This window comes from Bradyrhizobium sp. LCT2, assembly GCF_009931255.1.
Lineage (GTDB): Bacteria > Pseudomonadota > Alphaproteobacteria > Rhizobiales > Xanthobacteraceae > Bradyrhizobium > Bradyrhizobium diazoefficiens.
The window spans coordinates 7,758,242-7,781,793 of sequence record NZ_CP034432.1 but is presented as its reverse complement, the minus strand read 5'-3'; the positions used below and the strand labels follow the sequence as shown (position 1 = coordinate 7,781,793).

The 23,552-nt window shown below is 64.9% G+C and carries 22 protein-coding genes and 1 tRNA gene; 13 read left to right on the top strand and 10 right to left on the bottom strand.

The genetic code is table 11. From position 1 onward, the window contains the following. Positions 1-25 precede the first annotated feature (25 nt). The gene (locus EI171_RS36775; protein WP_246740338.1) at positions 26-1,348 is read left to right on the top strand and encodes an MFS transporter; all 1,323 of its coding nucleotides are present in this window, start codon (positions 26-28) and stop codon (positions 1,346-1,348) included. Next, positions 1,345-2,319, top strand: coding sequence for an amidohydrolase family protein (locus EI171_RS36770; RefSeq protein WP_371740312.1), 975 nt, complete (start codon positions 1,345-1,347; stop codon positions 2,317-2,319). Before EI171_RS36775 ends, EI171_RS36770 begins: the two co-directional genes overlap by 4 nt. A gap of 19 nt (positions 2,320-2,338) precedes the next feature. Here the strand turns inward: EI171_RS36770 and EI171_RS36765 are convergent, their stop codons facing one another. From EI171_RS36765 to EI171_RS36760, 3 genes are all read right to left on the bottom strand, one after another. Next, positions 2,339-3,016, bottom strand: a complete 678-nt coding sequence (locus tag EI171_RS36765) for an RraA family protein (protein ID WP_161536188.1) — start codon at positions 3,014-3,016, stop codon at positions 2,339-2,341. 258 nt (positions 3,017-3,274) lie between these two features. Next, the gene (locus EI171_RS46495) at positions 3,275-3,403 is read right to left on the bottom strand and encodes a hypothetical protein (protein ID WP_007600646.1); all 129 of its coding nucleotides are present in this window, start codon (positions 3,401-3,403) and stop codon (positions 3,275-3,277) included. Positions 3,404-3,488: 85 nt separating this feature from the next. Beyond that, positions 3,489-3,950: a universal stress protein gene (locus EI171_RS36760; protein ID WP_161536187.1), complete on the bottom strand. Its 462-nt coding sequence runs from the start codon at positions 3,948-3,950 to the stop codon at positions 3,489-3,491. A gap of 798 nt (positions 3,951-4,748) precedes the next feature. On the opposite strand from EI171_RS36760, the gene EI171_RS36755 reads away from it, so the two are divergent. The 4 genes from EI171_RS36755 to EI171_RS36740 all read left to right on the top strand — a co-directional run bounded on the left by EI171_RS36755 (position 4,749) and on the right by EI171_RS36740 (position 10,633). Then, complete coding sequence (locus tag EI171_RS36755) at positions 4,749-5,123, top strand: response regulator (protein ID WP_161536186.1); 375 nt, start codon at positions 4,749-4,751, stop codon at positions 5,121-5,123. A 262-nt stretch (positions 5,124-5,385) separates the two neighbouring features. After that, positions 5,386-6,534, top strand: a complete 1,149-nt coding sequence (locus EI171_RS36750; protein WP_028174254.1) for an FIST signal transduction protein — start codon at positions 5,386-5,388, stop codon at positions 6,532-6,534. A 95-nt stretch (positions 6,535-6,629) separates the two neighbouring features. After that, a complete protein-coding gene (locus EI171_RS36745) occupies positions 6,630-9,053 on the top strand; it encodes a response regulator (protein ID WP_161536185.1) in 2,424 nt (807 codons plus the stop codon). Further along, positions 9,050-10,633: an adenylate/guanylate cyclase domain-containing protein gene (locus EI171_RS36740; RefSeq protein WP_011085076.1), complete on the top strand. Its 1,584-nt coding sequence runs from the start codon at positions 9,050-9,052 to the stop codon at positions 10,631-10,633. The genes EI171_RS36745 and EI171_RS36740 overlap by 4 nt, the downstream gene beginning before the upstream one ends. Positions 10,634-10,678: 45 nt before the next feature. On the opposite strand, the gene EI171_RS36735 is transcribed toward EI171_RS36740, so the two are convergent. After that, positions 10,679-10,754 (bottom strand) — tRNA-Ile (locus EI171_RS36735). A gap of 346 nt (positions 10,755-11,100) precedes the next feature. Continuing rightward, complete coding sequence (locus EI171_RS36730; protein ID WP_028174256.1) at positions 11,101-12,075, bottom strand: tripartite tricarboxylate transporter substrate binding protein; 975 nt, start codon at positions 12,073-12,075, stop codon at positions 11,101-11,103. Positions 12,076-12,182: 107 nt separating this feature from the next. On the opposite strand from EI171_RS36730, the gene EI171_RS36725 reads away from it, so the two are divergent. Next, entirely contained in the window at positions 12,183-13,145 is a 963-nt protein-coding gene (locus tag EI171_RS36725; protein ID WP_161536184.1) for a TAXI family TRAP transporter solute-binding subunit, read from the top strand. Positions 13,146-13,282: 137 nt separating this feature from the next. Here the strand turns inward: EI171_RS36725 and EI171_RS36720 are convergent, their stop codons facing one another. From EI171_RS36720 to EI171_RS36710, 3 genes are all read right to left on the bottom strand, one after another. Beyond that, positions 13,283-14,512, bottom strand: coding sequence for an ABC transporter substrate-binding protein (locus tag EI171_RS36720; RefSeq protein WP_161536183.1), 1,230 nt, complete (start codon positions 14,510-14,512; stop codon positions 13,283-13,285). 97 nt (positions 14,513-14,609) lie between these two features. Beyond that, on the bottom strand, positions 14,610-15,503 hold the full coding sequence (locus EI171_RS36715) for a helix-turn-helix transcriptional regulator (protein ID WP_161536182.1): 894 nt from the start codon (positions 15,501-15,503) through the stop codon (positions 14,610-14,612). Beyond that, entirely contained in the window at positions 15,481-15,816 is a 336-nt protein-coding gene (locus tag EI171_RS36710) for a hypothetical protein (protein ID WP_161536181.1), read from the bottom strand. The genes EI171_RS36715 and EI171_RS36710 overlap by 23 nt, the downstream gene beginning before the upstream one ends. Between EI171_RS36710 and EI171_RS36705 the strand changes: the two genes are divergently transcribed. Genes EI171_RS36705 through EI171_RS36690 form a run of 4 tightly spaced genes read left to right on the top strand, consistent with a single transcriptional unit; the run spans position 15,815 to position 20,093 of the window. Next, on the top strand, positions 15,815-16,648 hold the full coding sequence (locus tag EI171_RS36705; RefSeq protein ID WP_161536180.1) for a substrate-binding domain-containing protein: 834 nt from the start codon (positions 15,815-15,817) through the stop codon (positions 16,646-16,648). The genes EI171_RS36710 and EI171_RS36705 overlap by 2 nt on opposite strands. Before the next feature lie 54 nt (positions 16,649-16,702). Then, positions 16,703-17,809, top strand: a complete 1,107-nt coding sequence (locus EI171_RS36700; RefSeq protein ID WP_161536179.1) for a molybdopterin-binding protein — start codon at positions 16,703-16,705, stop codon at positions 17,807-17,809. A gap of 13 nt (positions 17,810-17,822) precedes the next feature. Beyond that, entirely contained in the window at positions 17,823-19,772 is a 1,950-nt protein-coding gene (locus EI171_RS36695; RefSeq protein WP_161536178.1) for a molybdopterin biosynthesis protein, read from the top strand. Positions 19,773-19,823: 51 nt separating this feature from the next. Beyond that, positions 19,824-20,093 carry an FAD-dependent monooxygenase gene (locus tag EI171_RS36690; protein ID WP_271555339.1) on the top strand — a complete coding sequence of 90 codons (270 nt, stop codon included), beginning with the start codon at positions 19,824-19,826 and terminating at the stop codon, positions 20,091-20,093. Here the strand turns inward: EI171_RS36690 and mobA are convergent. Both mobA and fdhD read right to left on the bottom strand, forming a co-directional pair. Continuing rightward, the gene (mobA, locus tag EI171_RS36685; protein WP_371740309.1) at positions 20,026-20,700 is read right to left on the bottom strand and encodes a molybdenum cofactor guanylyltransferase MobA; all 675 of its coding nucleotides are present in this window, start codon (positions 20,698-20,700) and stop codon (positions 20,026-20,028) included. The two genes, EI171_RS36690 and mobA, sit on opposite strands and share 68 nt — an antisense overlap. Further along, positions 20,645-21,535: a formate dehydrogenase accessory sulfurtransferase FdhD gene (fdhD, locus tag EI171_RS36680; RefSeq protein WP_028174264.1), complete on the bottom strand. Its 891-nt coding sequence runs from the start codon at positions 21,533-21,535 to the stop codon at positions 20,645-20,647. Before fdhD ends, mobA begins: the two co-directional genes overlap by 56 nt. 209 nt (positions 21,536-21,744) lie before the next feature. Between fdhD and mobB the strand changes: the two genes are divergently transcribed. After that, positions 21,745-22,272, top strand: coding sequence for a molybdopterin-guanine dinucleotide biosynthesis protein B (gene mobB, locus EI171_RS36675; protein ID WP_011085099.1), 528 nt, complete (start codon positions 21,745-21,747; stop codon positions 22,270-22,272). A gap of 9 nt (positions 22,273-22,281) precedes the next feature. Then, entirely contained in the window at positions 22,282-23,538 is a 1,257-nt protein-coding gene (gene glp / locus EI171_RS36670) for a gephyrin-like molybdotransferase Glp (protein ID WP_161536176.1), read from the top strand. The last annotated feature ends 14 nt before the right edge of the window (positions 23,539-23,552 follow it).

Genomic DNA, 23,552 nt, shown 5'->3' with positions numbered 1-23,552 from the left:
CCGGGAAGACAACAGGGAGAGAAACGTGACGGCCGCTCGAACAGAAATCGACCAGATCGAAAAGGTGACGATGCGCAGGGTCATCCTGCGCCTCGTGCCGTTCCTGATGCTCTGCTACTTCTTCGCGCTGCTCGACCGCGTCAATGTCGGCTTCGCGGCGCTGCAGATGAACAAGGATCTGGGGCTGACGCCGGCGATGTTCGGCTTTGCGGCCAGCCTGTTCTTCGTCTCCTATTTCCTGGTCGAGGTGCCCAGCAACCTCGCCCTGCAAAAGGTCGGCGCCCGGCGCTGGATCGCCCGCATCATGATCACCTGGGGATTGGTGACCGCGTGCATGGCGTTCGTCGTCGGGCCGTACTCGCTCTATGCGATGCGCTTCATTCTCGGCGCGGCCGAGGCCGGCTTCTTTCCCGGCGCCATCCTCTATCTGACCTATTGGCTGCCGTCGCAGTATCGGGCGCGCATCCTGGCGACGTTCACGGTTTCGATTCCGCTCGCCACGTTCCTGGGCTCGCCTCTCTCGGTCGGCCTGCTTGAGCTCGACGGGGCGCTCGGTCTGCGCGGCTGGCAGTGGCTGTTCATCCTGGAAGGGCTGCCGACGGTTCTGCTGGGTCTTGCCTGTCTGTTCGTCCTGACCGACAAGCCCGTGCAGGCATCCTGGCTGACCGTGGAACAGCGCGAATGGCTGACCCGGCGCATGGAGACGGAGGCCGCCGCGCGCAAGCCGGTCGGGCATCTCACGCTCTGGCAGCTCGCCACCAACAAGCATTTTCTTGTCATGGCCCTGGTCTGCTCCGGCGCCTCCGCCACGGGCAGCGTGCTGTCGGTCTGGCAACCGCAGCTGCTGAAGTCGTTCGGCCTCTCCAACCTGCAGACCGGCTTTGTCAATGCGATCCCGTACGGCATCGCGACCGTGCTCATGGTGCTGTGGGGCCGCCATTCAGACAGGACGGGCGAGCGCCGCTGGCACACGGCGATCCCGCTCTTGTTCGCAGCAGGTGGTTTTGCGGCACTGGGCATGACCGGGACCGCGGTTGCGCCGACCATCGTCATGGTGACGTTCTGCCTGGTCGGCGCATATGCTTTCAAGGGACCGTTCTGGGCACTTTCGGCCAGCTGGCTTTCGGCGAGTACGCTCGCGGCGGGGCTCGCCGGGATCAACGCGATTTCCAACCTGATCGGCGGCGGCCTGATGGTGAACGTCGTCGGAGTTGTCAAGGAGCGGACAGGCAGCTTCGTGCTCGGGATGTTGCCGCTCGCGCTGCTGTGTGCCGTGGCCGCAGCCTGCGTCCTTGTGCTTGGACGCAACGTCGCGCGCGCGGCGGAAATGGCGGCGGTGAAGCCATGAGCGCACGCATCAGAGGACCGCAGCGCGCCATCACGCGACGCGGCGTTGTCATGGGCATGCTGGCTTGCAGCACAGGCGCCTTGGCTGCCGGCGCGTTGGCTGCCGGGGCGGAGCAAGCGGTGCCCAACAGCACCGGGTCGGCGGCGCCACGCCTGGATGCGCCGGCGGGCGCGTGTGACTGTCATCATCATATCTATGACGGGCGTTTTCCCGTCTCGCCGCATTGGCGCCAGGGCTTTCCGCCGGGCGCGACGGTCGCCGATTATCGGCTGCTGCAGCGGCGGCTCGGCACCACGAGGAGCGTGGTGGTCCAGCCGTCGACATATGGGATCGACAATCGGTGCCTTGTGGACGCGCTGGGCCAGCTGGGCGCCTCGTCGCGAGGGGTTGCCGTCGTTGACACGGATGTGAAGGATGCGGAGCTGCAGGCGCTTGCCGATGCCGGCGTTCGCGCCATCCGCGTCAATTTCGTTTCTCCGCAGACCTGGGGCACGACGACACCGCAGATGCTGACCACGCTCGCAACGCGGGTGAGTCCGCTCGGCTGGCACGTGCAGATCCTGATGACGGGCGATCAGATCGCCACCCATGAGAGCGTGATCCGGTCGCTTCCCACCAGGGTGGTCATCGACCACCTCGGCCGTATCCCTCAGCCGGAGGGCGTCAAGCATCCGGCATTCGCCGCGATACGCCGCATGCTGGATGGCGGCCGCACCTGGGTGAAAGTGACCGAGCCCTATGAGGACAGCAAGCTCGGGCCGCCCTATGCCGACTCCAGCGAGGTTGCGCGTGCCTACGTGCACGCAGCGCCGGAGCGCATCCTGTGGGGCACGGACTGGCCGCATCCCACCCAGCGCGGGATCAAGCCGGATGACGCCCAGCTGCTCGATCTCCTCGCGGACTGGGCGCCGGACGAACCTACGCGCCGGCGCATCCTGGTCGAAAATCCCGCCGAGCTGTTCGGCTCTTAGCCACTAGGCGACAGGTATCTCAATCGATGCCTTCGCACTTCAGCTCGCGCAATTGCCGGTCAACCCAGGAGGCATCGTGCGCGCCGGCCTCGATGTTGGCGATCTGCTTCTGCTCGGCCTCGAACTTCGCCGTTGCGGCCTTGAACACCGCGCCGGTTTGATCGAACGGCACGCAGAGCAGGCCGTCGTCGTCGCCAATGATGAGGTCACCCGGCTCGATCACCATCCCGTCGATCGCGATCGGCACATTGATCTCTCCAGGCCCGTTCTTGTAGGGGCCGCGGTGCGTGACCCCGGCCGCGAAAACCGGGAGCTCCTGGCCGCGAATATGACCGGCGTCGCGGATCGCGCCGTTGATGACCACGCCGGCGACCCCTCGCTTGGCCATTTGCATCAGCATCATCTCGCCGATGATTGCGTTGGTCAGATCGCCGCCGGCATCGACCACGATGATGTCGCCGGGCTCGGCGAGCGCGATCGCCTTGTGCACCATCAGATTGTCACCGGGAGGTGCCTTCACCGTCAATGCGGGGCCTGCGAGCCCGCCACCCTGATGCATGGGACGAAGCCGGGCGCCGGCTGCCGTCAGACGGGACATGCTGTCGCTCACATTCGCGACGGGCAGGCGGGCAAAGCCTGCGACGACGTCTTCGCCGACCTTTCGTTTCCGCGGCAAAACTCGAAATCCGGCAGACATCGGTGTTCCTCCACTCGAAGGCGACTATATTTTAGAACAACGTTTCATTATCAGAAAGACGGGCGTTGACGCAAGGCGATCCACCTCGCGTCAGAGTTCCCCCTATGCTCGCGGTCGAACATGGCGCGGGACGCCTCTGCGGCGCCGCGGCAGGTTGCCGACACAGCGGCAGCGAAACGAAAGTCCGATAATCCGTTGACCCGTTGGTGGGCAGCTAGCGGCTTTTACCTTGGTATTGGAGAGGTCATCAGCTCAACATCACCGCACGCCAGTGCCCTTGCAGCGCTGGCACTTCACCACCTTGTCGCCCTTCTTGAGCAAACCTTTGCCTTCACAGTTTTTGCATTTCTGCTTCTTCTTGATGTTCGGGCCTTTTTCACTGGTCATGAAATTCTCCTGCCGCGAGAGAGCGGTCTTGTGCGGGTGTTCAGCGGAACAGCCGAGCGTCGCCGGGTCAACCCCGCACGGTCATCTATGCCGGCTTCGGCACGACCAGCACCGGAATGCTTCCGTCCACCAGGACCTCGGATGTCTGGCTGCCCAAAAACAGCTTTCTGAGGCCGCGTCGTCCATGAGAGGCCATGACGATCAGATCGCAGCCCCTGGACTTCGCCGTTTCAATGATCGCAGTCGCCGGGTGCGCATTCGGAACGTGCAAAAATTCTGCAGGCGCACCGATCTGCTCCGACATGGCGCGGGCGTCATCAAGCACTTTGCCCGCACGGGCCTTGCAGGCCGCGTTAAAGCTGTCAATCTCGCCCCGCGTCGGAATCCATCCCGAGTCGTGTCCGCCCCCATAGTCAACCGGCATCGCTTCCGTCACGGTGATGATTGTCAACCTGGCGTTCAAGGCCTTCGCCAAGGCAATGCCATGCTCAACGCCTCTTCTCGCGACGTCCGATCCATCCGTGCTCAAGAGAATGTTGGCGTACATTCAGTGGCTCCCTTGCTCGTCGAACAAAGTGATGCCCGGCTAATATGGTCCGATACGCGCCGCGGGTCCATTGCCGCGGTGACAACCAATACGGGTCGTGCGTTAGATTCATGAGCCTTCGAACCCGCGAAGCGGCGGGAGCCCACGGTTTGCCTCTCGTTCTCCGCGCGGCTGCGCCACGCGTAGCCCGCAGGGTTCAGATACCCGCCTTCGCCCTTTGGGCTTCGGCGCGGCAGCCTCACTCGCTTCGCCTTGGATGTGTGGCGCTGGCTCGCCGAGCCGAAGCTCGCGAAGCGAGCGAAGGCTGGTGGGCCCGGCAGGACTCGAACCTGCAACCAGACCGTTATGAGCGGCGGGATATGGTGCAGCTTCGTTGATCTTGCTGTGCCATTGTTCGGGTTGGATCGCGTTCGTTGCATTTTGGCGCGGTCGTTTCTGGTGCGAAACTGGTGCGGTGCGCGTGGTGGTTGGTGGGAACGGCGATTGCGTCGATCTCCGTAAGCGAGCAGCAAGAGCTGCGTCGCGGTACGGAGCGCTGTCGACCTCGCCTTGCGGACAAGGGAAAGCGACCCCGCATCAACCATCTGCAACGCCGGCTCACGGCCGTCCTTGTGGCAGAGGTGGTTAGCTACCTGTCGGCGCAGCCCCAGATCACGCGTCCCGCCTCAATTCAATGTCGGCGCCACTGCCCGCCATTTTTTGTGATGCGACAGGTAGGCTTGGGTGCTAAATTGTTCTTCAGGCGTCTATTTGGAAGTCTCGGCAAGCGGTACTCACAGTCCGGCTCGAGGCGGTGCGATGCCCAAGATCCTGCTGGTCGAAGACAACGAGATGAACCGCGATATGCTCTCGCGACGCCTCGTGCGCGGTGGGTACGAGGTCATCATTGCCGAGGACGGAGCGCGCGGCGTCGCGATCGCGACGAGCGACAGGCCAGATCTCATTTTGATGGACATGAGCCTACCGGTGATCGACGGTTGGGAGGCGACGCGCCAGATCAAGGCGACGCCCGAACTGCGCAAGATCCCTATCATCGCGCTCACGGCGCACGCCATGGCGACCGACCGGGACAAGGCCCTCAAGGCCGGCTGTGACGACTACGACACAAAACCGATCGAGCTGCAGAGGCTGTTGGGCAAGATCGAGACGCTGCTCGCAGCTACGGGACAATGAAGGAGCTAGAAATTCCGGACAGATGACGAGCTAGCTACACGGCTTCAGGAGGTTGTCGTCGCCATATTGCGGCCGGCGTAAGAACACACAAAATGGCCGCTCGCCGCGCTCCAGATGGGATGGACTCTGGCCAGGCGGTGGGTGCAGTCCTGCGAATTTCATCGCCGGCACCGGCGATCAGCTACCCTGCTCAGGCGGACGTCCTGACCGGGGCAGAGGCCCGATCGGGGCGGAGAGTTTGTCTTTGTGATGGAGACGACTCATGAAAACAGCGCAGTACGAGTGGTCCAAAAGTGACGGGTGGCGGCCGAATTTGCCAACTGGCGAAGTCGGACGTCTCGGACGTCAGAGTGTCGTGTTCGTTTTCGGTGCTAGGTCGTTGGTGCAGGCAGGCAGCCTCGTGGGCGAGTTGCGCGACCACTTCAAAGGGGCCGCCATGCTTGGTTGCTCGACTTCCGGCGAGATTCTCGGCGACGTGGTCGTCGACGACTCTGTGAGTGCCACCCTGGTCGACTTCGAACATACGCGACTGCGGTTCGCCTCCGCTACGATTGGTGACGCAAAGGCAAGCTACAACGTCGGCAAGGAGCTCGCGCAGCAGTTGAACGACGCCTCGTTGCGCCACGTGTTCGTGCTTTCGGACGGCTTGCACGTCAACGGCTCCGACCTGGCGCGCGGTCTCGCGAGCGGCGTCTCGGAAGGCGTGTCGATCACTGGCGGCCTTTCCGGAGATGGAACCAACTTCGCCGAGACTTGGGTCATTGCCGACGGTGGCGCTGGCCCTCAGCGCGTGGCGGCGGTCGGTCTGTATGGCGACGATTTGCGCATTGGCTACGGATCGATGGGCGGCTGGCAGGCATTTGGGCCCCTGCGCACCATCACACGGGCCGAAGGCAACATCCTCTATGAGCTGGATGAGCGTTCGGCGCTCGATCTCTATAAATCGTACCTGGGCCCCCACGCCGACCAGTTGCCAAGCTCTGCCTTGCTTTTTCCCATCCTGGTTACCGAGGCAAAGGGCGGCCAGGGTGTCGTCCGAACCGTCCTGTCTGTGGACGAGCAGAAAAAGTCAATGACGTTCGCGGGCGACATCCCACAGGGCGGAACGGCGCAGTTGATGAAGACCAACGTCGACGATCTGGTCGACGGCGCGACCGCTGCCGCCAACGCCAGTCTCAGCGGGCTCGGCGGCAGGCGACCGGACCTTGCAATTCTGGTGAGCTGCGTCGGTCGTAAGCTCGTGATGAAGCAGCGCACCGAGGAAGAAATCGAAGCAATTCGAAATGTCTTCGGGGCGGATGCGAAGATTTCCGGGTTCTACTCGTACGGCGAGCTTTGCCCCTTCATGCATGGCGGCGACTGCCGCCTTCACAATCAAACCATGACAATTACAACTTTCGCCGAGGACTGAACGGTCACAGGGCACAGATGCACAGGCTGCTACGACGCCAGCTCAGAAAGCACCTCGGTATGGAGGGCGAAGTACCGGCTGCGTTGCAGTCTTTCGTGGCGGCCGTCGATTCCGCATACACCGATTTCGATAGCGATCGGGCGATGGTCGAGCGCTCGCAAGAGCTGAGCTCGAAGGAGTTGTCGGAGGCACGCGACAAGGCAACAGAGGCGCAGCGCCGGTTGGTCGACGCGATCGAGAGCATCTCCGAGGGTTTCTCGCTCTACGATGCCGACGACAAGCTGGTTATATACAACCGGCGGTACCGGGACATGCACGGCACCGCCAGCATCAATGTCGTGAATCAGGGCGTATCGTTCGAGACAATCCTCCGCAACGCGACCGCGAGCGGCGAGATCCGCGACGCGGAGGGGCGCGTCGAAGCCTGGATCGAGCAACGCCTCGCTCAGCATCGCGATCCCAAGGGCACGCATGTGCAACGCCGCTCCGACGGGCGCTGGATCCAGATCAACGAGCGCAAAACCGACGACGGCGGCACCGTGGCGACCTACACCGACATCACCGACGTGAAGAAGGCGGAGCAGGCGATCCAAGAGAGCGAACAGCGGCTGCGCGTCATCGCCGAGGCCGCGCCTATGGCGGTGGCGATCGTAACCTTTGATGACGGAATCATCCGGTATGCCAATCGGCGCTTCAGCGAGATGTTCGAGCTCGAAGGTTCGTCTGCCCTGGGCCTGCAAGCGAAAACCCTCTACGCAGACCCGCAACATCGCGAGCGCTTCATCGGCGCGCTCACCGAGCACGGCCATGTGGAGGGCATGGAGATGCTGCTCAAGCGGGTTGGAGGCGAGGAGTTCTGGGCGCTCATAGCTTCTCAGCGCGTCGAGTTCGAAGGGCGCCCGGCGATGATCAACGGCCTCGCCGACATCAGCGACCGCAAGCGCATGGAAGGCGAGCTGCACAAGGCGATCTGGGCGAGCGAGCAGGCGACACGCGCGAAGTCGGACTTCGTAGCCAACATGAGTCATGAACTGCGCACACCCTTGAACGCGATCATCGGTTACAGCGAGATCCTGTTCGAGGACGCCCAGAGCGCCGGCCGCGAATCGGAGATGGCGGACCTGCGCAAGATTCAGGATGCCGGCAAGCATCTGCTCGGCCTGATCGACAACATCCTCGATCTTTCCAAGATCGAGGCTGGCAAGATGACGCTCTATCTCGAGACCTTCGAGCTCCGCCCCATGATCGATAGCGTCGCGGCGACCGTCACCCCGCTGGCCAAGAAGACCGGCAACGCTCTGGTGGCGAACTGTGCTGACGAGATCGGCACGATCCACAGCGATCTGACCAAGGTTCGGCAGACCCTGTTCAACCTTCTCAGCAATGCCTGCAAGTTCACGCGGAACGGGACGATAACGCTGACCGCGCTGCGTGACACGAATGCGGCTGGCGAATGGATCGAGTTCCAGGTGCGCGATACCGGCATCGGCATGACGCCAGATCAGCAGGCCAAGGTGTTCGAGGCCTTTACTCAGGCGGACGACTCGACGACCCGCGTCTATGGTGGTACGGGGCTGGGCCTCGCCATCACCAAGAGCTTCTGCCGGCTGATGGGTGGCGACGTGACGCTGACGAGCGAAGCCGGCAAGGGGACGGCGTTTGTAGTTCGTCTGCCGGCGGTAACACGCGCTGCATCGGACACTACAGTCTCGGCGGCAGACAAGCGTTCCGAGGGTCCGCAGGCTGCCGAGCCCGAGCATGCGCCGATCGTTCTCGTGGTCGACGATGATCCCAATGCGCGTGAGCTGCTTCGCCGACACCTGCAGCGCGGCGGTTACGCCGTTCGCCTGGCTGCAAATGGCGAGGAGGCGATGCAACTCGCCCGCACGCTGCACCCCGATGTCGTCACGCTCGACGCTCTGATGCCGCAGATGGATGGTTGGGCCGTGCTCAGCGCCATGAAAGAAGATGCGGTACTCGCGGAAATTCCTGTGATCATGGTCACGATCGTCGACAACCAGGGCATTGGCTTCTCGCTCGGTGCCGCCGATTACCTGGTCAAGCCGATTGATCGCGACAGACTGGTCAGCGCGGTGGAAAAGTGCTGCCCAAGGGGCGCGCCGCGACACGTGCTGATAGTCGAGGATGACGCGTCGGCCAGCGAGCTGATGGGGCGCGCCTTGCGGCAGATCGATTGCATGGTGACGCAAGCAGAGAATGGTCGGATTGGTCTTGAGCGTTTGAATGAGGCTTCACCCGATGCAATTCTGCTCGATCTGATGATGCCGGAGATGGACGGGTTCGAGTTCATCGCACGGGTGCGAGCCGAGTCCCGCTGGCGGAGCATCCCGGTCATCGTCGTCACCGCAAAGACGCTGACCGTTGAGGATCGCTCGCGCCTTAACGGCCAGGTACAGCATTTGGTGCACAAGGGCGAATACAGCGGCAAGGCCGTGCTGGCGGCGCTTGACGAGCTGGTACCCCTGCACGCCCGGCGCGCGCGCGCGGATCGGCCATGAGTATCATTGACACCGACAGCGCGCGCGCTTGGCGCATTCAGCTTGCCCATCTTCGCCAGGAACTGCAGTCCCCGGTCAACGCCTTACTCGGCTACGCAGAGATCCTGCACGAAGAGGCGTCCCGGAACGGGCGCTTGGACATCCTCCCCGATATGAACCGTATCCTCGGCGCAGCCCGGGATCTCGCCGGCAAGGTCGACCGGCTGATGGACGGCGATCGCGCCAAGAGCCCGCCCGGCTCAGCGGCCACCACGCAAGAACAGGATCTTCGTCACGAGCTGCGCACGCCGCTCAACGCGATCAAGGGCTATGGTGAGATGCTGCGCGAGGATGCAGCCAGTTTCTCAAGCGACTCCCTGAGGGCGGATTTCGATCGCCTGCTGGCTGCGGCCACCGACCTGTTGCTGCGCCTCGATCGCATCGTGCGATTCTCGGTTGATGTCGAGGAGACGAGCTTGGCTCCCGATCAGACCGGCGCGGTCATGGTTAGCGACCTGATGCGCAGCCTCGGGCCGGTCCGGCAGTATGCTGCCACCGAAACCGGTTCTATTCTCGTCGTGGACGATATCGAGGCCAATCGCGACCTCCTGTCGCGCCGACTGACCCGCGACGGCCATCGCGTCTCTTCGGTGGCCGGCGGCCAGCAGGCGCTGCAGGCGCTCGCCAACGATGAGTTCGACCTCGTCCTGCTCGATTTGATGATGCCCGATATCAACGGGCTTGATGTGCTGGTGCGCATGAAGGCGGATGAGCGGCTGCGCCGCATTCCGGTGATCATGATCACGGCCTTGGCGGAGACCGAGAGCGCCGTCCGCTGCATCGAGGCCGGGGCCGAGGACTATCTGCCGAAGCCGTTTGATCCGATCCTGCTGCGCGCGCGGATCAATGCTTGCTTGCACAAGAAGCGCTGGCGCGACCGCGAGCAGAAGTATCTTCGCCGCATCGAGGAGGAGACCGCCAAGTTTGAGCGGCTGCTGCTGACAATCCTGCCAAGACAGGTGATTGGCCGTCTGAACCACGGCGAAGCCATGATTGCCGACCGCTTCGAGGGTGTGAGCGTTCTGTTCGCCGATCTGGTGGGCTTCACCGAGCATTCGTCACGGGTCACGCCTGCAGCGATGGTCGAGTACTTGAACCGGTTGTTCTCGGAATTCGACGCGCTTGCCCGTGAGCTCGGTGTCGAGAAGATCAAGACCATCGGCGACGCCTACATGGCCGTCGCCGGTTTGCCCGATCCGAACCCCGATGCGATCGCAGCGATCGCGAAAATGGCACTTGGCATGATCGATCGGCTGGGACGCGTCAACAGCCATTTCGGCTGGCCGTTGCAAATCCGGATCGGCATACATTCGGGCCCCGTGGTTGCCGGCATCATCGGCGCACACCGCTTCATCTACGACGTGTGGGGCGATACCGTAAATGTCGCCAGCCGGCTCGAGGCCTACTCTCTGCCCAATCGAATCCATGTGTCCCGGGATATCGCCCGCCACCTCGTCGGTCGCTTCGCGCTGGAGCCACGCGGCAGCATTGACGTGAAGGGCAAGGGCAAATTGGAGACTTTTTTCTTGAGCCGGATTTAGGCTCGGCGTGGCTGCGCCACGCGTAGTCCGACGAAGGGCGAAGCGTGGTGGGCCCGGCAGGACTCGAACCTGCAACCAGACCGTTATGAGCGGCCGGCTCTAACCATTGAGCTACAGGCCCCGCCGCGAGACGGCCGCGGGAACGCGCGGCCGGCAACGGTGCGCGGTTCTTTTACAAGGCTGGAGGCGAGGGTGCAATGCCGGCCCCGGCCGATGGAAACGCCGGCGCAGCAATGCCTGCGAGTTCTAAAATACCGAAATTGGCGATGATGCCCTTATAATCCTGTTTTGCCCGACGGGTCAAACCAGCCCCGCCTAGGCTCGTTTTCCTGGATTTTGTAACCCCTTGTGATCGCTTGATCTTTCTACTGTGCATGGGGTTGTTTTCGATGTTTCGATGGGAGGGGCCTTCCTGGGGCCCCTCCAATGTCTTGCCGGCGAGCTGCAAGCTCGCCACAGATCGTTGTCTAATCCACCGAAACCCCGGCGAACTCCACCACCTTGCGCCACTTCTCGGTCTCGTCCGCGACCAGCTTGCCGAACTCGGCGGGTGTCATCGGCTTGGGGATGCCGCCGGTCTCGGCGAGGCGGGCGACCAGCTTGGGGTCCTTCAGCGCTTCGCCGACGGCCTTGTTGAGGATCTCGACCACGTCGGGCGGCGTGCCCTTCGGCGCGGAGATGCCGTAGAAGCCGACCGATTCGAATCCCGGCACGGTCTCGGCGATCGCGGGCACGTCGGGCACGATTGGCCAACGCTGCGGCGAGGTCACGCCGAGCGCGCGGACATTGCCGCCCTTCGCCTGCTCCAGCGCGGACGGCAGATTGTCGAAGATCAGCTGCACCTTGTTGGAGATGATGTCGGGGAAGGCGATCGCCGAGCCGCGATAGGGCACGTGCACCATGTCGCACTTGGTCATCACCTTGAACAGCTCGGCCGACATGTGCACCGAGGTGCCGTTGCCGGACGAGGCAAAGGAGATCTTGCCGGGATTGGCCTTGCAGTAGTCGATGAACTCCTGAACCGTCTTCACCGGCATCGCGTTGGAGACCACCAGCATGTTGGTGAGCTGCATGATGCTGGCGACCGGCACGGTGTCGCGCAGGAAGTCGTAAGGCAGCTTCTTGTAGAGCGAGGTCGAGATCGCGTTGTTGGGCGCGACGAACAGCAGCGTGTAGCCGTCGGGGGCTGCGTTGATCGCGGCGGCGGCGGCGATGTTGCCGCCGGAGCCGGCGCGGTTCTCGACGATGAATTGCTGGCCGAGATGGTCCGACAGCCACTGCGCCATGATCCGCGCCACGATGTCGACCGGGCCGCCGGCGGCGAAGCCGATCATCCAGTGCACGGGGCGGTCGGGATATGCGGCGGAGGCGGGAGGTGCGGCGCTGAAAAGACTTAAGAGAAAAACCAGCCCGAAAACATAGTTACGCAAAATTCGCAACATGACGCCTCCCGTTGCATTATTGTCGTTGGGCTGCATGCTTTCACAAAATCGGGCCGCTGCCTACATCGTCGCAAGTCGGTGTTGACGCAGGTCCGCCGGGAACGACCATGAGATTCGCGATCATCCTTCTCGCCGCGGCGCTGCTCTTAAGCCCCGCTGCTGCTCAAACCGGAGGCACGGCCATTCCGACCACGACACTCAGCCTCGGCACCGCAACGCCCGGCGGCGGCTTCCCGCTCTACGGCAACGCCTTCGCGGAGGTGATGAACGCGGCCGATCCGCAAATCACCATCGCACCCCGCAACACCAAGGGCAGCAACGAGAACATTCCGCTGTTGGAGAAGGGCGAGCTCGATCTCGCCTTGGTCGCGGGCGAGCCGGCCTACGAGGCCTTCGCCGGCATCGGCCGCGCGCCAGTTCGGCTGAAGATCCTCACCGCGATCTATTCCAACCCCGGCATGTTCGTGGTGCGCGCGGACAGTCCGTACAGGACCATCCGCGATCTCGTCGGCCAGCCCGTTGCGTTCGGCGCCAAGGGCTCGGGCCTGCCGATCCTGGCGCGCTACGTGCTCGATGGCCTCGGGTTGAGGCAGGACGAGGACTTCAAGGCCGTCTATCTCGACCGCGCCGGCGACGGCCCCGCGATGGTCGAGGACGGCCGCGTCGCAGCGCTCTGGGGCGCCGGCATCGGCTGGCCCGGCTTTGCCGCGGTGGCATCGAGCGCATCAGGCGCGCGCTTCATCGCGCCCAGCGCGGAAGAGGTCACGCGCATCCGCGCCAGGCATTCGTTCCTGAAGCCGATGATCGTGCCGGCCGGCAGCTACCCGAAGCAGGCCGAGCCGATCGCCTCGCTCGGTTCGTGGAGTTTTGTCCTCACGCGCGAGGATCTGCCCGACGATGTCGCCTACCGGCTGGCGAAGACGCTGCATGGCGTGGAGGCGACGTTCTGCAAGAAGCTCGCACAGGCCTGCGAGACGACCGCGGCGAACACCGTCGCGGCCGCGCCGAAGCCGGAGCTGATTCATCCGGGCGTGATGAAGTACTTCCGTGAGATCGGCGTGGTGAAATGACGGTCGCTCCCTAAGCGGCCGTCATTCCGGGGCGCGCAAAGCGCGAACCCGGAATCTCGAGATTCTCAGGTGCGCAATTGCGCACCGTAGTTCGGTGCTTTGCACCGCCCCGGAATGACGATCGCTTTAAGCGATCGTCACTTCTTCACCATCGCACACGCCGGGTCCGGCGGCCCGAACGCCTTGTCGCCCGAGATGGTCGTGAGGATCTTGTAATAGTCCCACGGATATTTGCTTTCCTCCGGCGTCTTCACCTGCACCAGCCAGAGGTCGTGCACCATCAGATTGTCCTCGCGCAGCTTGCCGTTGCGGGCGAAGAAATCCTCGATCGGTTTTTCCCGCATCTTCGCCGCCACCTTCAGCGGATCGTCGGTGCCGGTCTCCTTGACGGCGTTGAGATAGTGCATCACGCTCGAATAGACGCCGGCCTGCCACATCGACGGCATCTTGTTCATCTTGGCGAAATAGCGCTTCGACCATTCGCGCGTCTTGTCGTCCATGTCCCAGTAGAACGAGGTGGTCAGCAACAGGCCCTGGGCTGCCTGCAGCCCGAGGCCGTGAATGTCGGTGATCAGCGCCAGCAGCGCCGCCATCTGCTGGCCGCCCTTGAACACGCCGAACTCCGAGCCGGTCTTGATCTCGTTCATGTTGTTGGGGGGACCGGCGGCAATGCCGATGATCTTGGCCTTGGAGGCCTGCGCCTGCAGCACGAACGATGAGAGGTCGGGCGTTGCCAGCGGCGGCTTCACCGAGCCCAGCACCTTGCCGCCATTGGCGGTGACGACGCTGGAGGCGTCGCGCTCCAGCGAATGGCCGAAGGCGTAGTCGTCGGTGATGAAGAACCAGCTGTCGCCGCCGCGCTTGACCACAGCATCCGCGGTGCCGACCGCGAGCGCGCGGGTGTCGAACACCCACTGGATCGCGTAAGGAGAGCAGAACTTGCCGTGGAAATCGGCGGTGCCGGTGGAGTGCGTGATGAACAGCCGCTTCTTCTCGTTGGCGATGTTCTGCACCGCAAGCCCGACCGCCGAGACCGGCACGTCGACGATCAGATCGACCTGGTCGACGTCGTACCAGCGCCGCGCGATGGCGCCGCCGATATCGGCCTTGAGCTGATGGTCGCCGATCACGATGCTGATCGGCTTGCCGAGCACGGTGCCGCCGAAATCGTCGATCGCCATCTGCGCCGCCGTCACCGAGCCCTGGCCGGTCGGCGCGGAAGCGGGACCGTTCATGTCGGTGAGCACGCCGATCTTGACGACGTTGTCGGAAACCTGCGCCATTGCGGCGCCCGGCAGCAGGGCTGCCGCCAAGAACGTCGCTGCAAAGCCGGCTGCGACCGGCACTCCAAATCTTGCTGGATTCACGCTTGTCCTCCCCTGATCCGGCTCGTTGGCCGGTGTTGCCCGGGTATGCCCGGCTGAATTGGTTTCTTTTGCAACTATTTGGGGGCGGGCGTCAATGTCAGGCCGCGAAGCGGATCTGCCCCGCCGGCGAGGGGTCGTAGCCGGTCAGCTCCTCGGCGCGCTGACGCAGCCTTCTTTCGCTCAGGAACCGGATCAGGGCCTGCATGGTGGGGCGGAAATAGCTGCGCTGCCGCATCGCCAGATCGAGATTTTCCCAGACCAGCGGCACGAAATCGAGGCCGGCCGAGCGCGCAGCCGCGCGTGTCGCCACCCCGCAATCGGCCTGGCCGGCGCGGACCATTTCGGCAAGATCCGGCCCGGTGAGGGCCGGCGTCTCCACCCGGCGCAAATCGCGGGTGGTGGCGTCGGCGCGCTTCAGGAGCACGTCGAGCAGCATCTGCGCGCCTGTGCCCTGTTGTCGCATCGCCATCCTGGCGCCGAGCGCGAGCACGTCGGCGAGACCGCGCAATCGCTTCGGATTGCCCGGCGGCAGCACGAGACCCTGCTCGCGGCGCGCGAATGCGACCAGCAGCGCGTCATGCAGGTCCGGAGCGTCTCGCAGCGCCGTCACATTGGCGTCGGAGGCAAGATTGCCGGAGGCATCCAGGCGGTGGAAGTGCACTGCGACAGCCGTCACCTCGTCGCGCTGCAGGCGCTCGAGCCCGCGCGCGCTCCCCTCGCTCATCGATCCCAGGCCGGAGCCGGATTCGCGCAGGCTCCAGTCCAGGAGCTCGTCCTGGCTCCCGCCCACGACGGGTGGCGGCTCCGTGGCCAGCATGCCCGCAGGGCGCGCCAGTCCGGACAGCACCCAGAGATCGAGTTCGTGCCGCGGGAAGAGCCACTTCCCGGTCACCTTGCTACAGGGGATCGCGCCGGTGGTGACGAGTTCGTAGAGCTTGCGTTCGCCAAGTCGGAGATAGTCAGCGGCTTCACTGGTCGTCAGGAATTCCATCCTGCATTCCTATGCAAATTCTTGCTTCTTTTTGGACTTTCGTCGCAGGTGGAATTCTGCAGTTCATTTTCGGTCCGCGGGAACCATGCCCGATCATCTCGTTGCTTTGCAACACATCCGCGCTCGCCTCTTCCGCTTTGGTGAACGATCCTGAAGTGCTCACATGGTGCGGGCCTTGCTGTCGCGCGCGCGATTGCAATCGGCTGCAATTGCCGGAATTTCCCGAACGGTAGCGCGCGAGGGGCAAATGCGTCACGAGTGCGGCGCAATCGATCCTCATGATCGTGGCCGCATCCAATGGGAACCAGCTCATGGCCTTTCGCCGCCTGTCCGTTGCACTCGCGCTTCTCTGCGGCCTGACCGCGGACATCGCAGCGTCGTTCGCGGAGGACCGCGCCATCGTCCTGGCCTCCACCACAGCGACGCAGGATTCGGGCCTGCTCGATCATCTGCTGCCGATTTTCCGTGACAGGACCGGCATCGACGTGAGGGTGATCGCTCAGCGCGCCGACGAGGTGCTCAACGAGGCGCGCAAGGGCGATGCGGACGTCGTGCTGATGCATGCGCGGCCACAGGAGGAAAAGTTCGTCGCCGAAGGTTTTGCCGTGAAGCGCTTCGACGTGATGTACAACGACTACGTGCTGATCGGGCCGAAGAGCGATCCTGCCGGCGTGAAGGGCAAGGACATCGCGACCGCACTCAAGGCGATCGAGGCCAAGGGCGCGCCGTTCGTGACGCGCGGCGATCGCTCCGGCACCCACGCCGCGGAGCTCGCGCTCTGGATCGTCGCCGGCATCGACATCGCCGCTGCCAAAGGCGCCTGGTACCGCGAGGCCAAGGAGGGCATGGGCGCCGCGCTAGAAGCTGCGCGTGCCGCAAATGCCTATGTGCTGTCGGACCGCGGCAGCTGGATCGCCTTCAGGGAGCGCGGCGATCTCGACATCATCGTCGAAGGCGACAAGCGGCTGCTCAACCAATACGGCGTGATGCTGGTCAACCCCGAGAAGTTTCCGAGCGTGAAGAAGGAGCTGGGGCAGACCTTCATCGACTGGCTGATCTCGCCGGACGGGCAGGCGGCGATCGCCGGCTACAGGGTCGACGGGCAGCAGCTGTTCTTTCCGAATGCGGACAAGTCGGCCGGCTGACATCTGCATCTCCGGCGGTTGCCAAACGCAGCGTTGCATGGTCCATCATGGCGCATGACCCAGCGCCTGCCGCCATCGCTGACGCCGCTCGACACCGCGCTTGCCGCATTGCTGCGAGACGTTGAACCGATCGCACCTGTTGCGTTGCCGCTGACTGAAGCGATCGGCTGTATCGCGGCGGACGCTCCGCTGCTTGCGGCCTATCCGCCGCATGACATTGCCGGCATGGACGGGTGGGCGTTGCGCGCCAATGATCTCGTCGGTGCGTCCGCCTATTCGCCGTCGCCGCTGGCGACGGCGCCGGCCTGGGTCGATGCCGGCGACGCGATGCCGGCGGGATGCGACTGTGTGCTCGATGCCGACGCCGTCGAGATGTCTGGACCGCTCGCGCAGGTGCTGGCGGAGGGCGTGCCGGGGCAGGGTGTCCGCCGCGCCGGAAGCGACATCGCCGTTCGCACGCTTGCCGGCACAGAAGGATATCCGGTCGGTCCGGCCGCGCTGATGCTCGCCGGCGTCGCGGCGGTGGACAGGCTGAGCGTGCGGCGGCCGCGGCTGCGCATCGTCAATGTGCCTGATACGACGACGACGGCGCATATGATTGCCGGGATCGCGCGCGCCGCGGGACTGGATGTGCAGGCGTTCGAGGCCGCCGCGCGCGATGACGCATCGATTGCGGATGCGCTCGATGCTTCCTCCTGCGACCTGCTGCTGATAGTCGGCGGCAGCGGCGTCGGCCGCCGCGATGCCGCTGTCACGGCGCTGGCCCGGCGCGGTGACGTGATCGCCCATGGCATTGCGCTTCAGCCCGGCCGCACCGCCGCGGTCGGGCGGCTCGAAAAAGTTCCCGTCGTTGCCTTGCCCGGCTCGCCGGATCATGCGCTCGCAGCCTGGCTCGCGCTGGTGCTTCCGCTCGTCGATCGTTTGTCGGCACGGCAGCAGCGCCGGCAGGTGACACGGCCGCTCGCGCGCAAGATCGCATCCAGTGTCGGCATTGCCGAAATCGCACTGCTGGCCGAGGACCATCATGCCTGGATGCCGCTTGCGGTGGGGGAGTGGCCGTTCCAGGCCATTGCCCGTGCGGATGCATGGCTGATCATTCCAGCCAGCCACGAGGGATTTGCAGCGGGCGCATCCGTCGATGCCTATCTGATGTGGGAGTGATATGGGTTCCGGCATGACGATGATCCCGCAATCGCAAGACCGCAGCGCGCTCGAACAGGAGCAGTTCCTCAAGATCCTCTCGCGTGAGGAGGCGATGGCACGTTTCGAGGCGGCGCTGTTTCCCCGCGCGATTCCGAGCGAAACGCGCAAGCTTGCCGATACGCTCGGCACGGCGCTCGCCGAAGACGTCACCGCCCCGATCGACGTCCCGCCGTTCGACCGTTCCAATGTCGACGGCTTTGCCGTCCGCTCCGCGGACCTCGCCGCGGCCGGCGAAGGTGCGCCTGTTCGCCTTGCGTTGAACGGAGAGACCATCCACTGCGGCACCGCACCGAGGATGCAAGTTGCCACAGGCACCGCGACGCCGATCGCCACCGGCGGCCCGCTGCCGCGCGGCGCCGACGCCGTCGTCATGGTCGAGCACACCCAGCCGGCCGGCCCGGATGCGATCGATATCCGCCGTGCCGCGTCTCCCGGGCAGTTCGTCTCCTATGCGGGCTCCGACATCGCGCGCGGCGAAGCCCTGCTGCGCGCCGGCACGCTCGTCGGCTCACGCGAGATCGGCATGCTGGCGGCCTGCGGCATTGCCGAGGTGGCCGTCGCGCGCAAGCCGCGGGTCGCCGTGATCTCGACCGGCGACGAACTGGTTCAGCCCGGCGAGGTGCTCGCGCCCGCGGAGATCTACGACACCAACGGCGCGATCGTCGCGGCCGCGATCGACGAGAATGGCGGCGAGGCAATCTTCCTCGGCGCCATTCCCGACGACGAAGCGAAGCTCGAAGCGGCGATGCGCCGCGCGCTGGCGGACGCCGACATGCTGGTGCTCTCCGGCGGCACGTCGAAAGGCGCGGGCGACCTGTCCCACCGCATCATCAGCCGGCTCGGCCAGCCCGGCATCGTCGCGCATGGCGTGGCGCTCAAGCCCGGCAAGCCGCTGTGCCTCGCGGTCTGCGACGGCAAGCCGGTGGTGATCCTGCCGGGCTTTCCGACCTCGGCGATGTTCACCTTCCACGACATGATCGTGCCGGTGCTGCGCAGGATGGCCGGCCTGCCGCCGCGCTCCGATGCCAAGGTCAGCGCGACCGTGCCGGTGCGCATTGCCTCCGAGCTCGGCCGCACCGAATTCGTCATGGTCTCGCTGGTCGAGGGCAGGGGCGGCCTGATCGCCTATCCCTCCGGCAAGGGCTCCGGTGCGATCACCTCCTTCGCGCAGGCCGACGGCTTCCTGCGCATCGATGCGCTCGCCGATCAGATGCCCGCGGGGACCGAGGCCGAGGTGACGCTGTTCACGCCGCATGTGCGCGTGCCTGATCTCGTCATCGTCGGCAGCCATTGCACCGGCCTCGACCTCGTCACCGCACAGCTCGCGCATGCGGGCCTCACAGTGCGCTCGATCGCGGTCGGCAGCCTCGGCGGGCTTGCGGCGGCGAAACGGGGCGAGTGCGATCTCGCGCCGATCCATCTGTTCGACGACAGAAGCGAGACCTACAACACGCCTTACCTTGTCGAAGGGCTCGAGCTCGTGCCGGGCTGGCGGCGGATGCAGGGCATCGTGTTTCGCAAGGGCGACAAGCGCTTCGAGGGCCTCAGCGCAAAGGACGCCGTTGCCGCCGCGCTCACGGATCCCGCCTGCATCATGGTCAACCGCAACCAGGGCGCCGGCACGCGTATCCTGATCGACCGGCTGCTCGGCGGTGCGCGCCCCGAAGGCTATTGGAACCAGCCGCGCTCGCACAACGCCGTTGCCGCCGCCGTCGCGCAGCAACGCGCCGACTGGGGCATGACCATTGCGCCGGTCGCCCATGCGGTCGGCCTCGGTTTCATTCCGCTCGCGGAAGAGCATTATGACTTTGCGTTGGTGACGGCGCGCAAGCAGCGTCCGGCGGTACAGGCCTTTCTCGACGCACTCGGCTCGGGCGAGGCACGTACGGCACTGGAGCGAGCGGGCTTCCGGCCGGCGTAGACGATAGACGACGACGGGGCGTTCAAGCCGTGCGACAGGTTGGGGGACGCGATGGCAAGGCCGCTTTCGGTTGCGATCGTCGGTGCCGGCATGGGCGGGCTTGCGACCGCCGCGGCGCTCCGGCGCGTCGGCATCAATGTGATGGTCTACGAGCAGGCCTCCCAATTCGCCCGCATTGGCGCCGGCATCCAGATCGGCTGCAATGCCATGAAGGTGTTGCGCGCGCTGGGGCCGGAGGCGCGGATGCGCGAGGCTAAGCCGCGTCATCCAGCGCCGCGAGCCGCTCGGCCTCGGCGATGTCCTCGACCGTATTGGCGTTGAAGAACGGATCGAGCGGCTCGGCCGGCCACGTCACCGTCGCGAGCGGATAGCGTGCGGTCCAGCGGTCGATCTTGCGCAGGTCCTCGACGACGAGGGCGTGGCGCAATTCGTCGCGCAAGGCAACGCGCCACAGCCCGATCACCGGATGCGTCTGGTCGCCCGATGCGGCGACCGCGAGCTGCGCGCTCTCCCGCTCACGGGCTTCATGCAGGCGCGCGACGAGATCGCGCGGCAGGAACGGGCAGTCGCCGGCGGCACTGAGCACCCATTCGATCTCCGGCCGGTTCGCCGCGGTCCAGTCGAGCGCGGCGAGGATGCCGGCGAGCGGGCCGGGAAAGCCGGGCACGTCGTCGGCGATCACCTGCAAACCGAACGCGGCGAAGCGGGCGGGATCGCCGTTCGCATTGAGGATCAGCCCGCTGCACTGGGGCGAAAGGCGTGCGATCACGCGCTCCAGGATGGTGCGTCCGCCGATGGTGCGCATCGGCTTGTCGCCGCCGCCCATGCGTCGCGCGAGACCGCCGGCGAGCAGCACGCCTTGCGTCGGAATTCTAGTCGTCACCACCTTCACCCTTGCGCTTGTGCTTGGCCGACTCCTCCTCGACATAAGCAAGGTTCTGGTCGTAGACGATGCGTTCCTCGCCAGCGAGCGCGATGAAGCGCTTGCCGCGGGTGCGGCCGATCAGCGTCAGGCCCACCTGTCTTGCGAGATCGACGCCCCAGGCGGTGAAGCCGGAGCGCGACACCAGGATCGGAATGCCCATGCGTACCGTCTTGATCACCATCTCCGAGGTGAGACGTCCCGTGGTGTAGAGGATCTTGTCGCCGGCATCGACGCCGTGGCGGTACATCCAGCCCGCGATCTTGTCCACGGCGTTGTGGCGGCCGACGTCCTCGGTGTAGCAGAGCGGCTCGCCCTCCTTGCACAGTACGCAGCCATGGATCGCACCGGCCTCCAGATACAGCGAGGGCATGGTGTTGATGGTCTGCGTCATCTGGTAGAGCCATGAGGTGCGCAGCTCCGCCTTTGGCAGCGCGACGCTCTCGACCGCTTCCAGCAGATCGCCGAAGGCGGTGCCCTGCGCGCAGCCCGAGGTTTGCGTGCGCTTCTTCAGCTTGGCCTCGAAATTGGTGTGATGCGAGGTGCGCACGACCACGACCTGGAGGTCGTCGTCGTATTCGACCTCGGTCACCGCGTCATTATATTTCAGCATGTTCTGGTTGAGCAGATAGCCCAGCGCCAGATATTCCGGATAGTCGCCGATCGTCATCATGGTGACGATCTCCTGGGAATTCAGGTAGAGCGTCAGCGGCCGCTCCATCGGCACCTTGATCTCGACCCTGGCGCCGGTCTGGTCGGTCCCGGTCACGCTCTGGGTCAGGCGCGGGTCATCCGGATTGGGGACGATCAGGGGCACCGGGGCTTTGTCGATCTTCATCATGGTCACGACGTTAGCATGACATTCGGGTCAAGCCGATATAAGCATGCTGGCGGAAAGCCAAAATGTCGCCTCGCCGTCATTGCGCGCGCGGCGAAGCAATCCAGAACTATACCGCGGTGGCAGTCTGGATTGCTTCGCTACGCTCGCAATGACGGGGAGAGGCCGGCGGTTCCATCGGCAGGTGTGTCGTTGGCGGAGACGGATCGGTTATGAAAGTCATCGGCCTTGCGGGCTGGAGCGGTGCGGGCAAGACCACGCTGTTGACGCGGCTGATCCCGTATTTCAGCGCGCAAGGCCTGCGCGTCTCCGTCATCAAGCATGCGCATCACCAGTTCGACGTCGACGTGCCCGGTAAGGATTCCTGGCGCCATCGCGAGGCGGGCGCGGCCGAGGTGCTGGTTGCCTCGTCAAATCGCTGGGCTCTGATGCACGAGTTGCGCGGCGCGGCGGAGCCGCGGCTGCCGGAACTCCTGAGCAAGCTTTCCGCGGTCGATCTCGTCGTGGTCGAGGGTTTCAAGCGCGAGCCGCACCGCAAGATCGAAGTCCATCGTGCCGGCAACGGCAAACCATTGCTGTTTCCCGACGATCCCGGAATTGCCGGGATCGCGACCGACGCCCCGATTGACACCCGGCTGCCGACCGTCCATCTCGACGATATCCCGGCCGCGGCGTCGCTGCTGTTGCGTGTGGCGATGCCGGTCGAGGAAGCGGTCGCGAAAAGCGCTGCTATGCGCTGACGAGGCACCATGGCGCAACTGTCTGACGATTGCTTTGCCTTTGGCGGACCGATGATGTCGGTCGACGAGGCCGTCGGCCTGATCACGACGCGCGTCAATGCGATTGCCGATCTCGAAACCGTGGCGCTGGTCGATGCGGACGGGCGCGTGCTGGCCCGAGACATCGCCGCGGCCTTGCCGCTGCCACCCTTCACCAACTCTGCCGTCGACGGCTATGCCGTGCGCGACGCCGATCTTCCGGACAGCGCGGAACGGACGTTTCCGCTCGATGGCCGTATCCAGGCCGGCGGCCTTGTTGAAGCGCCGATCAGGCCCGGCCACACCGCGCGCATCTTCACGGGTGCGCCGATGCCGCCGGATGCCGGGACCGTCTTCATGCAGGAGGATGTCCGCATCGATGACGTCGGCAGGATCGTGCTGCCGCCGGGGCTGAAGCCGGGCGCCAATGTCCGCCCTGCTGGCGAGGACATTCCCCAGGGGCACGTCGCGCTGCGCGCCGGCCAGCGGCTGCGGCCACAGCATGTCGCGCTCGCCGCGGCGTTCGGCCTGACGCGGGTCGACGTCGTCAGGCGCATCCGCGTTGCGGTGTTCTCGACCGGCGACGAGCTGGCGTCGCCGGGCGAGCCGCGCGCCGCCTCGCAGCTGTTCGACTCCAACCGCTTCATGCTGATGGCGATGCTGCGCCGGCTCGGCTGCGAGGTCAGCGATCTCGGCATCCTGCGTGACGAGCGGACTTCCCTCGCGAATGGCTTGAAGCAGGTTGCAGGCAGCCACGACCTGATCCTCACCACCGGCGGCGTCTCGACCGGCGAGGAGGACCACGTCAAGGCGGCGGTCGAGAGCATCGGCTCGCTGGTGCTGTGGCGGATGGCGATCAAGCCCGGCCGGCCCGTGGCAATGGGCATCATCGGCGGCACGCCGCTGATCGGCCTGCCCGGCAATCCCGTCGCGAGCTTCGTCACCTTCGTCCATGTGGTGCGGCCGACGGTGCTGGCGCTGATGGGTGGTTTGCCGGAGCCGCTGTTGCCGATCCCGGTGCGCGCGGCGTTCACCTACAAGAAGAAGATCGGCCGCCGCGAATATGTTCGTGTCTCGTTGCGGCGGGGAGAGGATGGCGCGCTGGAGGCAATCAAGTTCCCGCGCGAAGGCGCCGGGCTGTTGTCGTCGCTGGTCGAGACCGACGGCCTCGTCGAGCTCGGCGAGGACATCACGCGTGTCGAGCCAGGGCAGAGCGTGGGGTTCCTGTCCTATGCCGATCTGCTCTGACCGGTTGCGTTGAC

Bases quoted from the DNA above. Each gene is read 5' to 3' on its own strand.
- EI171_RS36710 (WP_161536181.1), bottom strand. From the start codon at position 15,816: ATGAGCTGGTTCCCATTGGATGCGGCCACGATCATGAGGATCGATTGC.
- glp (WP_161536176.1), top strand. From the start codon at position 22,282: ATGGCGCAACTGTCTGACGATTGCTTTGCCTTTGGCGGACCGATGATG.
- EI171_RS36715 (WP_161536182.1), bottom strand. From the start codon at position 15,503: ATGGAATTCCTGACGACCAGTGAAGCCGCTGACTATCTCCGACTTGGC.
- mobB (WP_011085099.1), top strand. From the start codon at position 21,745: ATGAAAGTCATCGGCCTTGCGGGCTGGAGCGGTGCGGGCAAGACCACG.
- mobA (WP_371740309.1), bottom strand. From the start codon at position 20,700: ATGTCGAGGAGGAGTCGGCCAAGCACAAGCGCAAGGGTGAAGGTGGTG.
- EI171_RS46495 (WP_007600646.1), bottom strand. From the start codon at position 3,403: ATGACCAGTGAAAAAGGCCCGAACATCAAGAAGAAGCAGAAATGCAAA.
- EI171_RS36730 (WP_028174256.1), bottom strand. From the start codon at position 12,075: ATGTTGCGAATTTTGCGTAACTATGTTTTCGGGCTGGTTTTTCTCTTA.
- EI171_RS36705 (WP_161536180.1), top strand. From the start codon at position 15,815: ATGGCCTTTCGCCGCCTGTCCGTTGCACTCGCGCTTCTCTGCGGCCTG.
- EI171_RS36740 (WP_011085076.1), top strand. From the start codon at position 9,050: ATGAGTATCATTGACACCGACAGCGCGCGCGCTTGGCGCATTCAGCTT.
- EI171_RS36690 (WP_271555339.1), top strand. From the start codon at position 19,824: ATGGCAAGGCCGCTTTCGGTTGCGATCGTCGGTGCCGGCATGGGCGGG.
- EI171_RS36770 (WP_371740312.1), top strand. From the start codon at position 1,345: ATGAGCGCACGCATCAGAGGACCGCAGCGCGCCATCACGCGACGCGGC.
- EI171_RS36725 (WP_161536184.1), top strand. From the start codon at position 12,183: ATGAGATTCGCGATCATCCTTCTCGCCGCGGCGCTGCTCTTAAGCCCC.
- fdhD (WP_028174264.1), bottom strand. From the start codon at position 21,535: ATGATGAAGATCGACAAAGCCCCGGTGCCCCTGATCGTCCCCAATCCG.
- EI171_RS36760 (WP_161536187.1), bottom strand. From the start codon at position 3,950: ATGTACGCCAACATTCTCTTGAGCACGGATGGATCGGACGTCGCGAGA.
- EI171_RS36700 (WP_161536179.1), top strand. From the start codon at position 16,703: ATGACCCAGCGCCTGCCGCCATCGCTGACGCCGCTCGACACCGCGCTT.
- EI171_RS36765 (WP_161536188.1), bottom strand. From the start codon at position 3,016: ATGTCTGCCGGATTTCGAGTTTTGCCGCGGAAACGAAAGGTCGGCGAA.
- EI171_RS36750 (WP_028174254.1), top strand. From the start codon at position 5,386: ATGAAAACAGCGCAGTACGAGTGGTCCAAAAGTGACGGGTGGCGGCCG.
- EI171_RS36755 (WP_161536186.1), top strand. From the start codon at position 4,749: ATGCCCAAGATCCTGCTGGTCGAAGACAACGAGATGAACCGCGATATG.
- EI171_RS36695 (WP_161536178.1), top strand. From the start codon at position 17,823: ATGACGATGATCCCGCAATCGCAAGACCGCAGCGCGCTCGAACAGGAG.